The sequence below is a fragment of the Frigoribacterium sp. 2-23 genome (genome assembly GCF_049601585.1).
Taxonomy (GTDB): domain Bacteria; phylum Actinomycetota; class Actinomycetes; order Actinomycetales; family Microbacteriaceae; genus Frigoribacterium.
Map to the genome: position 1 here is coordinate 3,256,130 of NZ_CP187126.1, position 14,709 is coordinate 3,270,838.

Consider the following 14,709-nt stretch of genomic DNA (forward strand, 5'->3'; position numbering starts at 1 on the left):
GACTTGATACGGCATCACCAAGGAAATTATCGGTAACTGACTCGCGCTCGTTAGGGCCGAATGCATGCACGGGAGGACCGTCTCAGTCACGTCGAACTCCGTCGCGGCCGATATCGTGCGCCTCCGGGACGACTCGCGCGCGCTCGTGGACGACGTCGCAGCCGAGGTGATCGACTCTCTTCACGTGTTCGCTGACGAGGCCGAGGTCACGTTCTCCCTGGCGCGAGAGCCGGAGGCTCTGGTCGCGCTCCCGGCCGCCACGTTGTGTCGGTGCGTGCTCGCGCTGGTCGACAACGCCCTCGTGCACTCTCCTGCAGGGGGCGAGATACATCTGGAGGTGTCGGTCACCCGGGCAGGCAAGAAGCGTTCCGCGTCGCTCGCGGTCACCGACCAGGGCGCCGGCATCCAGGGCATCGACCCCGCGCGCATCTTCGACCGCTTCGCCCACGCCGCCCCTCGACCGGACGGCCCGGCCGCGCGGCAAGGCTTCGGAATCGGCCTCGCGCTCGTCAAGGACGTCGCCACCCGACGCGGAGGCGATGTCACCGTCGAGGCCTCCTCCCGCGCCGGCACCACCCTCGTCCTCACGCTCCCCCTCCGCCTGGGCGAGAACACCGCCCGCTGAGATCCGCCGCGAACATCTGCCCGCCGGCGCCCTACCGCGCTCTCAGCGCTGGAGCTCTTCGAGGTCGGCGAGCAGCGCGGGGTGCGTCGGCTTCCACCCGAGCGCCTGCCGGGTGTGTGCGCTCGATGCGGGCTGATCCATCGCGAAGATCGGGCCGAACGGGCCGAAGGTGTCGTCCGGGACGCTCTGCACCGGCAGCCCCAGACGGCGTCCGACGACGCTCGCGATGTCGACGACGCGGTCGCCCTCGTCGGCGACGGCGTGCCAGGCCGTGCCGGCGGGTGCGGATTCGAGGGCGAGTCGGAACAGCACGGCGGCGTCCCGTGCGTGCACCGCCGGCCAACGCTGTTCGCCGTCGCCCGGGTAGCCGGCGATGCCGGTGCGGCGGGCGGCGTCGGTGAGCAGGCCGGCGAAGCCGCCCTGACCGTGCTCGTGGACAGTGCGGGGCATGCGGACGGCCGAGGCGCGGACGCCCTGGTCGGCCAGGGCGAGCAGCTGGGTGACGGCGATCGCACGGCTGGCGACCGGCCCCTCGGCGGGCAGCGGGTCGGCCTCAGTCGAGGCTCGGCCTGGAACCCAGGGAGTGCCGGACACCGTGACGATCGGCTTGTCGGTGCCGATCAGGGCGGCGCCGAGGGTCGCCATGGCGTCGCGCTCTTCCGCGAGGCCCTCTTCGAGTGCCGCGGTGCTGCCATAGTCGCGGCTGAACGCGAGGCTGATGACGCCGTCGCTGCGGGTGGCGCCGTCGCGGAGTGTGTCGAGGTCGGTGAGCGAGCCGCGGAGCACGTCGGCGCCGGCGGCTTCGAGGGTGGCGGCGGAGGCGTCCGAGCGGGCGAGGGCGAGGACGGTGTGGTCGTGGGCGAGCAGTTCGGCGACGACGGCGGTGCCGATCGTGCCGGTACCGCCGGTGACGAAGACGAGCATAAGTTCCTCCGGTTTGAGTGATGGGACTGTTGTGCCATCACTGTACGTCACTCATGGGACTCTTGTCCCGTCGAGTATGCTCGGACCATGGCGCGATGGGAACCGGGGGCACGCGAGCGGCTCGTCGTCGCGGCGGTCGACCTCTTCATCGAGCAGGGTTATGACGCGACGACCGTCACCGAGATCGCGGAGCGCGCAGGTGTGACCAAGAGCACGTTCTTCCGGCACTTCCCCGACAAGCGCGAGCTGCTCGTCGCCGGGCAAGAGACGCTGAGTCGTCTGCTGGCGGAGGGCATCGCCGAGGCGCCGACCGATGCCAGCCCCCTGGAGGCGGTGGCTGCGGGCCTCGAGAGAGCGTCGGGTGAGATGGGCCCTCAGAACCGCGAGCTCGGTCCGCGTCTCAAGGCCGCGGTGGCGGCGAGTACCGAGCTGCAGGAGCGGGATGCGCTTAAGAGTGTCGGGATGGCGGCGGCGATGACCGATGCCCTCGTGGCGCGGGGAGTGCCAGAGACCTCGGCGCACCTGGCGAGCGAGATGGGTGTCCTGGCGTTCAAGCAGGGCTATGCCCGCTGGTCGGAGACCCCCCAAGACGACGACGGCCTCGCGCCCCACGCGCTCGACGCCCTCCGCGACCTCCGCGCCGCGATGACCGCCCTCGGCTGACGGCCGCCGCTCGTCAGCCCCGCAGGGCCGCGAAGTCGAGCACGCAGGTCGGGAGGCAAGTCAGCCGTCAAAGCGTCGGCCTGAGCGATACTCTTCCTCAGCGCCACGGACGCGCCTACGGGTAGCAGTTTTACGCCATCGGGGCGAACTCTTCGCAGGCGGACACCGAGGCAGGGCTGTCGTACACGGCCGTGATTTCACCAGTCACTAGGCTGAGCCTAAGGACGGGCGACAACACGTAGGAGCGCGCCGCGGTTGATCCGAGTACCCATGACACGACGAACGCGCCATTCATCCCGCCTGGGCGTTCGCACGTCGTCTGGACGCTGATGCCCGGAGCCGGTCTGTGGGCCAGCAGCCAATGCGGTGGTCGTCGGACCTCCAAGACGCTTAGCCGCTTTGTTCCACCACCTTCGGGGCCCGATCGGCGGCGTACCGGTTGAGTGCTCCGCCATTGCCGTACGGCATCGGCCGGCGAACCAGGACGGGATAGGGCCGCTCGGCGCCGTCGAGGTGCTCGGCTGACAACCTCCCCAGATCGCTCCTTCGCGAGGAGGAACGCTTAGGTGCCTAGGTCGGCGTGATAGTGGCTGAGCAGGAGGCGTGTGAGCTGTTCACCCCGTACGGAGACTGCGCTGAGGTCGTCCGCGCTCATTGCCGCGAAATTGGTCGGGTACTTCTCGACGCGCTCACGTGGAACTAAATCTTGGATCGGAACCGGGAGCTTGCTGTCCCGCATCCCGAGGTACGCGTGCACGAATCCATTGATCTGGCCGGCCGCGGCTGCGTCGTGAATGCGGCCGCGACTTGCATCCTGGGTCTTGCCGTACGTGATGTCGAAACTCTGCGATAGCCGCCCGGGGAGGAACCGCGCGGCGCGACGGTGGGCGTGTCCTCGGCCGGCATCAGCCGCGATCAGGAAATCGAGGTCGTAAGTGTGGCTTGTGTGGGCGGTGGATCGATTGGGCAGCAATGGACTCAGCCCAAGGTTGTCGTACACGCCGCCGTCGGTCATGACCACCGTCTCATGCGTTCGATGACCATCGCGGTTCTCGAATTCATACTCCCTGGTCATCGCGGGTAGAAGTATCGGGAACGCAGCAGAAGCCGCCACCGCCTCTGCGACGGTGACCGAATCCAGGATCTTTCCGTACGCGGAGCAGGAACTCACCCGGCTGCCGAACCTCACGGCGTTGCCGGTATTCATGTCTGTCGCGGACAGAATCACGCTGCGACCCGGGTGCGTAACGTCGGCCACGTCGCGGCTGCCGAACGTTCGTGAGGAAAGTGCAGCGATAAGGGCATCGGTACGCGAGTACCCGCGGCGCTGACCCGGCACTGTGGCGCGAAGTGCGCTGCTAGCGCTCTTCACGATCGCAGTAGGTGCGAATGCGCGTCGGGCGAGCTCGGCCTGCAGCCCGCTGCGAAGGAGTTGGACCACCGAGTCGTCGAATTCAGCGAACTCGGCCGGTCCGTACGCCCACATGGCCGTAAGCAGGCTTCCACCGCTAATTCCGGATACGACAGACACATGCTGGAGGAGGTCCCTATCCTGCAGGGCCCGGAGACATCCAAGCCCAAAGGCTGTAGCGCGAAAGCCGCCTCCCGAAAGGGCCAAGCCAATACGCGGAGTGGTCATCCGTCCACCTCGATCGCGCCCGCCGTCGGGTAGGTGAATCCTCCCGGGAACCAGCGGGTGCTGCCGATCGTCATGTAAAAGGGTGAGCTTGCAGGCGTTCGGATGCGTCCTGCATCCCGTCGGACAACGCGCGCATACATGTGGGGTGGGGTCCCATCACGCAACCAGGTTGACCAAGCCTGTGGCGGTCCGCCGAGGATCAGCATCAGCGCCCGCCGCCCGGCCCCCTGGGGCGCGACGATTTGCGACATTCCTGCATCGTCAATGTCGCTCGGTCTGGCAGGACCGTGCGGGTGCGTGTGCCACATGCCCACGAAGCCAACCCGGTCACCGGTGTTGCGCAAGCTTGCATCCACGATCTGCTGAGTGCCCTCGACGCCGTGATCGAAATAGATCGAGGAGAGGTGGCTGTCCGGGGAGGGGCCTGTAGCGGCATCCACGTGGACAGTTCCTGTCGCATCGTCGATCATGCCCAGGAGCATCCCGCCCGTCTCGACATTTGCCCCCCGGATGCGCGCACCCCGGCGTGCTTCGCTACGGATCTCAGCCAGTGCACGCGAACTCACCTGGACCTCATACTCACCGGAATGATCGGCCATCGTCACGTCGTTCGGCCACGTCAATGGCCGCGGCACGTGGCCGGCGACGGGTGGGGTGAGGTGAATCGCCACCGCCGTCATCGGTGCTGCATCACGATCAGTCAGCACACGAAGAGCCGACCACAGCAGTTGGGATGCGAGAGCCACTGTTTGGGTGGAGGACCCCGTGAACGTGGGTGCGGAACAACCTGGCTCGGGGAAAAACATGTCCGTCCGCGGGGTGGCTGGGAAGAAATCTTCGGCGATCTCAGCCCATCCGAGGGGCGGGTTGCTAGCGATGTCGATCGCAGTTCGGCGCAGGACATCGTGTGTTGCCCCGGTTGCTCCCATCAAGGACACAGTGACAACGCCGCGCTCCGCAGTGTGTCCAAAAACGGCGCCGACAGTGGCCGGCCACTGGTCTCTAAGCGAAGAGCGGGCATGCTCGAGGGCGGTCCGCACGCCCACGTCCGCCGTCGCATCGATGACGAGGTCGTATCCCAGGACGGTTTCGGGTTCGCTCAGGATTCCCGTGACGATGTGGGACCGGGACGCCGTCACCATCAAGTCCTCGCGGACACGGGACAAGCGAGCTGCCAGACGCTCCGCCTTGTTATAACCGATGTCATCATCGTCGTAAGGCTGGCGCACGAGTATCCCCGGCCCGACATTCCCTTTGTCGATCACGTGAAGAGCCCCAACGCCCGCGCGAACGCATTGCTCTGCGATCGGTGCGCCGAGCGCCCCGGCGCCGAGTAGCAGCACACGTTTTCCAGCCAGCCATGTCGACGCTGATCCCGTGTCACGGCGTCGTGTCACCTCGGCGCGCGCCTCATGGACGATCATCCATTGAACCTTCGCGAAACCCAACCAGGCCTCGGCCAGCTCGCGAACGTCCGTGGCGAGCTGCTCGTTGTCCGGTCGGATCTTCTGCAAGAGATCGGTGATCTTGGAGCCGAGGTCATCGAGGTGCCAGCACGTCACGTGCGCAAGCGGTTTCCCCGGGTCGAGGCGCCGCGCAGGTGTAGCCAGAAGCATCATCGCTGGCACTGCACTGTCACCGCTTACTGTGTGCCCGAGCACCTTATTGATCGTCGATGCACGAACGAGAGCTGTGAGAAGCGTGTCCCGCGGAACCCCGTACCCATCCAACGCGTCGGCGAGGGCAGCGGCAGTTGCCGGGTACTCCATATCGAGTGTGTCGCTGATTATTATCGAGGGCGCCACGAAGAGCGCGCGACCCTGATCGTCACGGCTCGCGACACCGTCCTCGAGAACGCGGTCGTAGACCTGGAGCGGGGTGAGCCACTCGAGCACATCAACGCGAGACCCGCGTTGCACACACCATGCGTAGACCAGCCTGACCCGGTCACCGCCGAGATCGCGCCACGGCACGAGATCTGCCAGATCCGGGCGCAGCACAATCCACCCGTTCTTATAGGAGCCGTACGCGATAGGTGGGTGCAGCGGCTGACCCGCTGGATCGAGCTCTCCCGCAGCTGCGCGCTGCACCCACAACATCAGGCGGGCAATCAAACCCCGCATCCCATCCGCAGGATTCCACTCAACGGACGGCGCCGCATAGAGACACAACACCGAACCCCACTGCACGTGCGGTGTGCCCGCCCATCGCCGGTGCCGAACCATCACGGACGGGTACGCGTGCGGGTATGACGGCTCGACCAGGATCTCGAATCGTTCCCTGCGCCGCACTGAGATACCTGAGCCAGCGGTAACGACACCGGCCGTGTCCAAGGAGATGCTGTAGGTGGAGATCTTCTCGTCGGCCGTCGATCCGAGAAGCTGGATAGCCCCGCCACTCATGTCGGCGAGATCCGCGAGCTGGCGGGCGGCGAGTTCGCTCAACGACCGAACCCGATGGGGTTCTCCGGTGCGCTCTGTCCACCACGATCAGCGGCGATCGCGTCCTGCACCCGATCCACGCCAGAGAACTCAGAGGCAATCGCTGTCGCAGGAAGTGCGTGCGCCAAGCTCACCGCGGCAGCAGTGACGGCGGCAAACCGGCGGCCCACGGAGGACATCGACAACTCCAGCGCCGCTTCCTGCGCCGACTTCTCAAGCAGCTCGCCGCGGATCACGCGCGCGCCGTACGCGTCGACGCCGAACACCACCGGGCTGGGTGCTAGTTCGTCAATCCATGACATGGTGCAAATCAGCTCATCAGCTATCTCGGCGTACCGATCCGCCGCCATAAGGTGCGGAGGGTTGTGGCCGTCCACGTCCACGTCAGGAAACACCGCGCTACTGGCCACGATCGAGGCACCCAGCCGGGCGTTGCGCTCGAAAGCGTCAAGGATGTCCTGCTGCAAGACCTCCGCGCCGTCCACATCCTTCTTGTACATCACCCGCTTCGAGCAGTGATGCGGCGCAAGCAACAGATCCCACTCGAGATACTGCTCGCGATCCTTCGCCGCGCTGTACTTGAAGATCTTCATGATCGTGTCGTGCGCCAAATCTCCGAAGAGCAGAACCTTGCCGTCAACACCAGACTCGTCGGTGAGGGTCACCTGCATCGACAACGATGTCTCGTTCCGGGCGGCCGCAGCATCCTCCTTGAAGGGTGCATGGATGAACGCCTCGAAAACACCCGCCCGATCATGACCGTCCAGCACTGTCAGCGACGTCCCCGGATACGCCAAGTACTCCTTCGGGAGATCGTCGTACGCATGGGAGCTGTGATCGGTGTCGTATCCAACTACTCGAATCCGATCGCCACTCCCTGGAGCCCCACCGTCCCTCACCGCTGCACGTGTGACCTCGATACGACGCTCCGACTCTTCACGAAACGCGATCGCGTCCGCGCACAACTCCGGTGCATCCGGATCGTTGTATTCACGCCACAGGCGCGGCGTCGACCACAGCTCACCAATACGGACCTTCGCCAGCAGATCCGCAAAACCCAGGCAATGGTCCTTGTCGGCATGCGTCAACACGAAGGTGGCAAGATACGGCTCCCCATCAACGATCGGGAGAGCATCAACGAGGCGATCAACAACCGCGACTTCTGGGTTCTCATCGCTGTCAGCCTTTGCAAGGTCATGAAGATCGACCTGCATCACCACGCCATCATCAACGACGACTGTCGTACTATCTCCGGTGCCAACCGGCCAGAACACCGCGCCTCTCGCGGGAAGCCCCTCTGAATACATCACGCACCTTCCTGTCGACCAAAACCGGTGCGCGCCAATCCGCCGCACTTCGGGTGTGCACTGCTCAAGCTAGCTACGACCACCGACACCAACAATGGGAGACGCGAGTGGATCATTGAGCCACCCAGCGCCAATCCGCCTCCCAGCGTCACCCCACATCCGACGTCACCACGGCAAGCACCGCCGAACAGCACAAGCAGCGAATCCCGGGAACCTGGCACGAATGCCAACTGCATGCCATCTCGTCGTGGAAAGTGCCATTTTCATGCGGAACCTACACATTGGGCAGCCATGAATGTCCAATTGGACACTTCGGGACATTCCATCCTGGAATTGGACATGATCAGCCGGAATTTACAAGAAAGTCGAACCTAAATAGGCATATCCACAAACCGCGAGAACATCCCGTGGAACGCCACCGTGATCGTGTCCGTCGGCCCGTTGCGGTGCTTCGCAACGATGAAGTCGGCCTCGCCCTGGCGCGGGTTGTCCTTCTCGTAGGCGGACTCGCGGTGCAGCAGGATGACCATGTCGGCGTCCTGCTCCAGCGAACCCGACTCACGCAGGTCGCTGATCGCGGGCTTCTTGTCGGCTCGCTGCTCGGGGCCACGGTTCAGCTGTGAGAGCGCGATCACGGGGACCTGCAGCTCCTTCGCCATCAGCTTCAGTGCACGCGAGAACTCCGAGACCTCCTGCTGGCGACTCTCGACCCGCTTACCCGACGTCATCAGCTGCAGATAGTCGATCACGACGAGCTTGAGCCCGTACTGCTGCTTCAGGCGCCGGCACTTCGCCCGGATCTCGACCAGCGTCATGTTGGGGGAGTCGTCGATGAACAGGGGCGCATCGTTGATCCGCCCGCGCACCTGCGCGATGTTCGTCCAGTCCCGCGCGTCGACGGTGCCCTTACGCATGTTCTGCAGCGGCACACTCGACTCGGCCGACATGAGACGCATCGCGATCTCGCTTCGACCCATCTCGAGCGAGAAGAAGACCGACGCCATGTTGTGCTTGATCGACGCCGCCCGCGCCAGGTCGAGCGCCAGCGTCGACTTACCGAGCGCCGGTCGCGCCGCCACGATGATCAGCTGCCCGGGGTGGAACCCGTTCGTCAGCGCATCGAGCTGCGCGAAGCCCGTCGGCACGCCGGTCATCTGCCCGTCACGACCCTTGGCCGCCTCGATCTCGTCGATCGCGACCGTCACGGCCTCGTTCAACGGCACATAGTCTTCGGTCTGCACACCACCGGCGACGTTGTAGACCTCGGCTTGGGCGTTGTTGACCAGGTCGATGACCTCGCCCTCGCTGGCGTAGCCCATCTGAACGATGCGCGTACCGGCCTCGACCAGACGCCGCAGCACCGCCTTCTCGGCGACGATCGAGGCGTAGAAGCCGGCATTGGCCGCGGTGGGCACCAAGCCGGTCAGCGTGTGGAGGTACTCCGCGCCTCCGGCCTTCGACAGGTCACCCGACTTCATCAGCTCGTCGCTGACGGCGATGACGTCGGTGGGCTCGCCGTGCGAGTAGAGCCCCATGATCGCGTCGAAGATGACCTCGTGCTTGGGGATGTAGAAGTCCATGCCGCGCACGGTCTCGATGACGTCGGCCACCGCGTCCTTGCTCAGCAGCATGCCGCCGATCGTGCTCTGCTCCGCGAGCAGATCGTGAGGAGGCACGCGATCCATCGAAGGACGGTCACCGCCACGGCCGCGATCACTGGGTGCTTCGTTCGCGATACCGAGATGGGCGATCGACACAAATGCCTCCTAGAAAGCGATACCTGAGCAGCACGATGGACGCTCGGTTCCGTTGTACAGCGAGCCCCCGACATCCCCTGTCCGAACCGCCGTGCCCGTACCCCTGAGCAGCGCTGGTACACCTTATGGACACCTAGTTCTCCACAGCAAATGCACCTGTGGATAACTTTGTGGACAAGCCGTGGGAAACGCCGGACAACCCTGGGGAGAACTGTGGATCAACCTGTGGAAACAATTAAACTTTCGAGCAGGAAAGTGCCCTTGACCAGGACTTTCGAGTTCCACACCCTGTGTGTAGAAACATGGCTAAACCGAGGGTTGAGACTCCCGATTTGACACGTGACTGTGCACAGATGACTTGACACGCGCCTCCTCGGGCCATACGACTCACACCGTGCACACAGGCATGAGTTCAGGCATTCGTAACCCGAAGAAGGGGTATCCCCGACCATCGATGTGACGCTATCGGCGCATGTTTCGCGCCGACACCCACCCAACGAGTCACTTCGATGAGAAAGCAGAAGAGACCGACCAGACGACAAAGGCGGCGAGCCCCGAAGGGCCCGCCGCCTGAGCGGTACAGCAGGTGCTACTTGGCCGAGACCACCGTGAGGGTGATCGTGGCGATGACGTCCTCGCGCAGGCGCAGGGTCGCTTCGTGCTCGCCGGTGACCTTGATGGCCGAGGGGATCTCGACCTTGCGCTTGTCGATCGTGGCGACGCCCTGGGCGTTCACCGCGTCGGCCACGTCGCCGGGGCGGACGGAGCCGAACAGACGGCCGTCCTGACCGGTCTTGACGGTGAGGCGGATCTTCTGGGCCTCGAGGCGCTGCTTGAGGTCGTGCGCCTCTTCGATGGTCGCGAGCTCGCGAGCGGCACGGGCGGCACGGATCTGCTCGACCTGCTTCTCGCCACCGCGGCTCCACGACACGGCGAAGCCCTGGGGAACCAGGTAGTTGCGCGCGTAGCCGTTCTTGACGTCGACGACGTCGCCGGCGCTACCGAGGCCGGAGACCTCGTGGGTGAGGATGACTTTCGACATGGTGATCCTTCCGATCAGCGGCCGGAGCCGGCGTAGGGGAGGAGCGCCATTTCACGGGCGTTCTTCACGGCACGAGCGATGAGACGCTGCTCCTGGACGGAGACACCGGTGATGCGACGGGCGCGGATCTTTCCACGCTCCGAGATGAACTTGCGAAGGGTCGCGACGTCTTTGTAGTCGATGACACCGACGCGGATCGACTTCGCGGGAGCGGCGTTCTTGCCACCCTTGCCGCGAAGGGGCTTGCGGCGGTCGCCGCTGCTCTTTCCAGCCATTGTTTGTCTGCTTTCAGTGAGAGAAGAAGAAGTGAGTGACGAGGCCTAGAAAGGCGTCTCGTCGTTGTAGGTGCCGTTGCCACCGGGGGTGTTCCACACGTCGCCCGAGCTGGTGTTGCCACCCTGCTGAGCGCCGGCGGGCTGACCCCACGGCTCTTCGGCCTGCTGACCGCCGCCGACCTGACCCTGCTGGCCGCCGCGGTTGCCTCCGAAGGAGCCACCGCCGCCACCACCATCGCGGGACGAGGAGGCGCGGGTCACCTGAGCGGTCGCGTAGCGCAACGAGGGCCCGATCTCATCGATCTCGAGCTCCATGCTGGTGCGCTTCTCGCCCTCTTTGGTCTCGTACGAGCGCTGCTTGAGCCGCCCCTGAGCGATGACGCGGCTGCCCTTGGTCAGGCTCGACGCGACGTGCTCGGCGAACTCGCGCCACACGCTGGCACGGAGGAAGAGCGCTTCGCCGTCCTTCCACTCGTTCGACGCGCGGTCGAACGTGCGGGGGGTCGACGCGATGGTGAAGTTCGCGACCGCGAGCCCGTTCTGCGTGTAGCGCAGCTCGGGGTCACTGGTGAGGTTACCCACCACTGTGATGACGGTCTCGCCTGCCATCGGTTACTCGGCAGCCTTCGGAGCCGGAGCGGCCTTCGGGGCGGGAGCGGCCTTCGCAGCGGCGGGCGCAGCAGCAGCCGGAGCAGCAGCAGCGGCCGGAGCGGCAGCGGGAGCAGCCGGCGCGTTGGCAGCCTTGCGGGCGGCCTTCTCGTCAGCGACCTTCTTGGCGGCGGCGACCATGGCGATGGCCTCTTCGGCGCGCAGCACCTTGGTGCGGAGCACGGCCTCGGAGAGACCGAGCTGGCGGTCGAGCTCGACCGTGGACTCGGGCTTCGCGGTCAGGTTGACGACCGCGTAGATGCCCTCGGTCTTCTTCTTGATCTCGTAGGCGAGACGGCGGCGACCCCAGATGTCGACGTTGTCGACGGTGCCGCCATCGTTGCGGATGACGTTGAGGAACTTGTCCAAGCTCGGGGCGACGGTGCGCTCATCGATCTCGGGGTCCAGGATGACCATCAGTTCGTACTGGTGCATGACTAACCCACCTCCTTCGGACTTAACGGTCACAGACGGTCTGTGACAGGAGGGTATTCATGGATGCGATGCCCGACCCCTCGCAGAGATGCCAGAGATAGAGCAGACGCAACCTTCCCAGCGTAGCCGACGGGCGGCGCGACATCAATGCCGGTCGGAGAGTGCCGCCGTCGCCTGTTCGTCGGCCCGGTCGAGTGCCTCGGCGACGGGTAGCTGACCCGCGAACATCTGGTTGAACGTGTCGGCGAACGCCGGCCGCGCCAGACCGTAGACGGCGGTGGGCGCGTCGATGGTCGGGGAGTCGTCGATCACGTCGAAGAACGGCGACACGTCGACGCCCTTCTTCTCCCAGTGGTCGTAGTAGGCCTGCTGCGCCGCGGTGATGGCCGGCACGGCGGCACCGTCGGCACCGATGTAGCGGGCACCGTCGGCCGATCCGAGCCAGGCGAGCACCTTCGCCGTGGCCTCGACGTGCTTCGTGTGGGCGTTGCCGCTCGCCACGATGCCGTTCGACACACTGACGCGACCCTCGGGCCCGGCGGGCATCCGCACGACGCCCCAGTCGAACGACGCGTCCTGCGCGATCGTCGGCAGGCTGTACAGCCCCGACTGGAACAGCGCCATCTTCCCGGCCACGAACTGGTTGCGACTGAAGTCGCCGTCCGCGTTCGTCGCCGACGCCGGGGGAGCGACGTGCTCCTTGTTCACCAGGTCGACCACGTATTGGTACGCGGCCCGCGCCTCCTCGGTGTCGAAGGCGAAGCCGGTGCCGTCGGCGTTCTCGAACGCCGCGCCGTTCGAGCCGAGGTAGTTCAGCATGATCGCCTGCAGGTCCTGCCCCGCGTTGTAGCCGTACTGCACCGGCGTGCCGTCGAAGGCAGCCGAGGAGGCGCGGTTCCCGTTCGCGTCGACCGTCAGCTCTTTGAGGACGGGCAGCAACGTGTCGCCGTCTCCGCCGCCGGGCGCCCAGGTGAGGTCGTCGAGTGTCGCGGGGTCGATGCCGGCCGCCTGCACGAGGGCCTTGTTGTAGTAGAGCGCGATGCCGCCGTCGCTGAGCTGCGGCACCCCCCACAGCTTGCCGTCGGTCGTGAACTGGTCCACGACCGAGGGGGACCAGTCGGCCCGGCGCGTGTCGCCGAGCACCTGACCGATGTCGAGCAGGTCGCCGTTCTGCACGTGCGAACCCATGCCCGAGGCGTTCAGCCAGAAGATGTCGTCGCCCGTGCCCGAGTCCAGGCTCTCGTCGAGCGTGTCGAAGTAGCTGGCGAACGGGACGACGTCGACCTTCACGTCGATCTCGGGGTTGGTGCGCTCGAACGCGTCGAAGGCCTTCTCGTAGCCCTTCGCGACCGAGGCGTCCCACACCCGCACGGTGACCTCGACGCGGTTGCGTTCGACGCTCATCCGGGCGAGGTCGTCACCCGAGAGCACGAGCGCGGTCGCGGCACCGCCCACGACGAGGGCGGCGATCGCGACGACGCCGGCGAAACGCAACCGGCTCACCGGGCGGCCCACCAGTCGAGCAGACGACGGGTCGCCTCCTCCTCGCCGAGGGGGCCCTCGTCGGTGCGCAGCTCGAGCAGGAACCGATACGCCTCGCCCACCTCGCGGCTCGGCTTGATGCCGAGGATGCTCTGGATCTGATCGCCGTCGAGGTCGGGCCGCAGGGAGTCGATCTCCTCGCGCTCGCGCAGCTCGGCGATGCGGTTCTCGAGGTCGTCGTAGGCGAAGCCGAGCCGGTCGGCCTTGCGCTTGTTGCGCGTCGTCACGTCGGCGCGAGTCAGCATGTGCAACCGCTCGAGCTGGTTACCCGCGTCGCGGACGTATCGGCGCACGGCCGAGTCGCTCCACGCGCCGTCGGTGTAGCCGAAGAACCGGAGGTGCAGCTCGATCAGGCGGTAGACCGCACCGATGGTGTCGTTGTCGAAGCGGAGGGCCTTGAGTCGCTTCTTCGCCAGCTTGGCGCCGACGACGTCGTGGTGATGGAAGGTAACCACACCGCCTGGTTCCAACCGCCGGGTCGCGGGTTTGCCGCAGTCGTGCAGCAGCGCCGCGATGCGCAGCGTCAGGTCGGGCTCGGCGCCGGGGTGGCGCTCCTTCTCGTAGTCGATCGCCTGATCGAGCACGGTGAGGCTGTGCTCGTAGACGTCCTTGTGGTGGTGGTGCTCGTCGGCCTCGAGCCGCATGGCCGGCAGCTCGGGCAGCACGATGTCGGCGAGCCCGGTGTCGACCAGCAGGCGGATGCCCTCGCGGGGTGTATCCGTCTTGAGCAGTTTCGACAGCTCGTCGGCGATGCGTTCGACCGAGACGATCTCGAGGGTCGCGGCACGCGCGGTCATCGCCTCGCGCACCTCCTCCGACACGGCGAAGCCGATCTGGGCCGTGAAGCGGGCCGCGCGCATCATGCGCAGCGGATCGTCTCGGAACGAGTCGACCGCCGCGCCCGGTGTCGCGAGTCGACGCGCGAGCAGGTCCTCGACGCCGCCCGACGGGTCGACGAGGACGCGCTCGGGCAGTCGCAGCGCCATCGCGTTGACGGTGAAGTCCCGGCGCACGAGATCGCCCTCGAGGCTGTCGCCGAACTCGACGACGGGCCTGCGGGTCTCACCGTCGTAGACGTCGCTGCGGTACGTCGTGATCTCGACCGTCTCGCCCTCGATGCGGGCCGCGATGGTGCCGAACTGGCGGCCGACGTCCCAGGTCGCTTCGGCGAGCGGCTTGACGATGGCGAGGATCTGGTCGGGGTCGGCGTCCGTCGTGAAGTCGAGGTCGTTGACGCGTCGACCGAGGAAGGCATCGCGGACGGGCCCGCCGACGAGGGCGAACTCGTGACCCGCCGCGGCGAACGCCTGCGCGAGGGTCTCGATGCGAGGGGTCGAGGCCAGACGATCCAGTCGCTGAAGTGCCGAGGGGACGTCATCCATGACGCACCAGCTTGCCATGCTCTCGGGCG

The 14,709-nt window shown here is 66.0% G+C and carries 12 protein-coding genes and 1 pseudogene; 2 read left to right on the forward strand and 11 right to left on the reverse strand.

Annotated elements, in window-relative coordinates; all coding sequences use genetic code 11:
• The first annotated feature begins 64 nt into the window (after window positions 1–64).
• Window positions 65–625 (forward strand): sensor histidine kinase, encoded by a 561-nt coding sequence (locus ACPEEZ_RS15280; protein WP_423920982.1) that lies wholly within the window; start codon window positions 65–67, stop codon window positions 623–625.
• Window positions 626–667: 42 nt separating this feature from the next.
• On the opposite strand, the gene ACPEEZ_RS15285 is transcribed toward ACPEEZ_RS15280, so the two are convergent.
• Window positions 668–1,549: an SDR family oxidoreductase gene (locus ACPEEZ_RS15285; protein ID WP_423920985.1), complete on the reverse strand. Its 882-nt coding sequence runs from the start codon at window positions 1,547–1,549 to the stop codon at window positions 668–670.
• 87 nt (window positions 1,550–1,636) lie between these two features.
• On the opposite strand from ACPEEZ_RS15285, the gene ACPEEZ_RS15290 reads away from it, so the two are divergent.
• Window positions 1,637–2,212, forward strand: coding sequence for a TetR/AcrR family transcriptional regulator (locus tag ACPEEZ_RS15290; protein WP_423920987.1), 576 nt, complete (start codon window positions 1,637–1,639; stop codon window positions 2,210–2,212).
• A gap of 562 nt (window positions 2,213–2,774) precedes the next feature.
• On the opposite strand, the gene ACPEEZ_RS15295 is transcribed toward ACPEEZ_RS15290, so the two are convergent.
• The 10 genes and pseudogenes from ACPEEZ_RS15295 to ACPEEZ_RS15340 form a co-directional block, all read right to left on the reverse strand.
• Complete coding sequence (locus tag ACPEEZ_RS15295; protein WP_423920990.1) at window positions 2,775–3,851, reverse strand: patatin-like phospholipase family protein; 1,077 nt, start codon at window positions 3,849–3,851, stop codon at window positions 2,775–2,777.
• Window positions 3,848–6,295, reverse strand: coding sequence for a ThiF family adenylyltransferase (locus tag ACPEEZ_RS15300; RefSeq protein ID WP_423920993.1), 2,448 nt, complete (start codon window positions 6,293–6,295; stop codon window positions 3,848–3,850). The genes ACPEEZ_RS15295 and ACPEEZ_RS15300 overlap by 4 nt, the downstream gene beginning before the upstream one ends.
• Window positions 6,292–7,602: a hypothetical protein gene (locus ACPEEZ_RS15305; protein ID WP_423920996.1), complete on the reverse strand. Its 1,311-nt coding sequence runs from the start codon at window positions 7,600–7,602 to the stop codon at window positions 6,292–6,294. Before ACPEEZ_RS15305 ends, ACPEEZ_RS15300 begins: the two co-directional genes overlap by 4 nt.
• 368 nt (window positions 7,603–7,970) lie before the next feature.
• Entirely contained in the window at window positions 7,971–9,356 is a 1,386-nt protein-coding gene (gene dnaB, locus ACPEEZ_RS15310) for a replicative DNA helicase (protein WP_423920999.1), read from the reverse strand.
• A 589-nt stretch (window positions 9,357–9,945) separates the two neighbouring features.
• Entirely contained in the window at window positions 9,946–10,398 is a 453-nt protein-coding gene (gene rplI, locus ACPEEZ_RS15315; protein WP_423921002.1) for a 50S ribosomal protein L9, read from the reverse strand.
• Between the two features lie 14 nt (window positions 10,399–10,412).
• The gene (gene rpsR, locus ACPEEZ_RS15320; protein ID WP_043595327.1) at window positions 10,413–10,673 is read right to left on the reverse strand and encodes a 30S ribosomal protein S18; all 261 of its coding nucleotides are present in this window, start codon (window positions 10,671–10,673) and stop codon (window positions 10,413–10,415) included.
• 45 nt (window positions 10,674–10,718) lie between these two features.
• On the reverse strand, window positions 10,719–11,282 hold the full coding sequence (locus ACPEEZ_RS15325) for a single-stranded DNA-binding protein (protein WP_423921005.1): 564 nt from the start codon (window positions 11,280–11,282) through the stop codon (window positions 10,719–10,721).
• Window positions 11,283–11,393: 111 nt separating this feature from the next.
• Window positions 11,394–11,756 (reverse strand): annotated as a pseudogene (rpsF, locus tag ACPEEZ_RS15330) (30S ribosomal protein S6); the annotation flags it as partial.
• Between the two features lie 144 nt (window positions 11,757–11,900).
• Window positions 11,901–13,259, reverse strand: coding sequence for an ABC transporter substrate-binding protein (locus ACPEEZ_RS15335; RefSeq protein ID WP_423921008.1), 1,359 nt, complete (start codon window positions 13,257–13,259; stop codon window positions 11,901–11,903).
• Window positions 13,256–14,680, reverse strand: coding sequence for a CCA tRNA nucleotidyltransferase (locus ACPEEZ_RS15340; RefSeq protein ID WP_423921011.1), 1,425 nt, complete (start codon window positions 14,678–14,680; stop codon window positions 13,256–13,258). The genes ACPEEZ_RS15335 and ACPEEZ_RS15340 overlap by 4 nt, the downstream gene beginning before the upstream one ends.
• Window positions 14,681–14,709 lie beyond the last annotated feature (29 nt).

Excerpts from the sequence above, each read along its gene's own strand:
- rpsR (WP_043595327.1), bottom strand. The coding sequence starts at position 10,673 with ATGGCTGGAAAGAGCAGCGGCGACCGCCGCAAGCCCCTTCGCGGCAAG.
- rplI (WP_423921002.1), bottom strand. The coding sequence starts at position 10,398 with ATGTCGAAAGTCATCCTCACCCACGAGGTCTCCGGCCTCGGTAGCGCC.
- ACPEEZ_RS15280 (WP_423920982.1), top strand. The coding sequence starts at position 65 with ATGCACGGGAGGACCGTCTCAGTCACGTCGAACTCCGTCGCGGCCGAT.
- ACPEEZ_RS15325 (WP_423921005.1), bottom strand. The coding sequence starts at position 11,282 with ATGGCAGGCGAGACCGTCATCACAGTGGTGGGTAACCTCACCAGTGAC.
- ACPEEZ_RS15295 (WP_423920990.1), bottom strand. The coding sequence starts at position 3,851 with ATGACCACTCCGCGTATTGGCTTGGCCCTTTCGGGAGGCGGCTTTCGC.
- ACPEEZ_RS15340 (WP_423921011.1), bottom strand. The coding sequence starts at position 14,680 with ATGGATGACGTCCCCTCGGCACTTCAGCGACTGGATCGTCTGGCCTCG.
- ACPEEZ_RS15285 (WP_423920985.1), bottom strand. The coding sequence starts at position 1,549 with ATGCTCGTCTTCGTCACCGGCGGTACCGGCACGATCGGCACCGCCGTC.
- ACPEEZ_RS15290 (WP_423920987.1), top strand. The coding sequence starts at position 1,637 with ATGGCGCGATGGGAACCGGGGGCACGCGAGCGGCTCGTCGTCGCGGCG.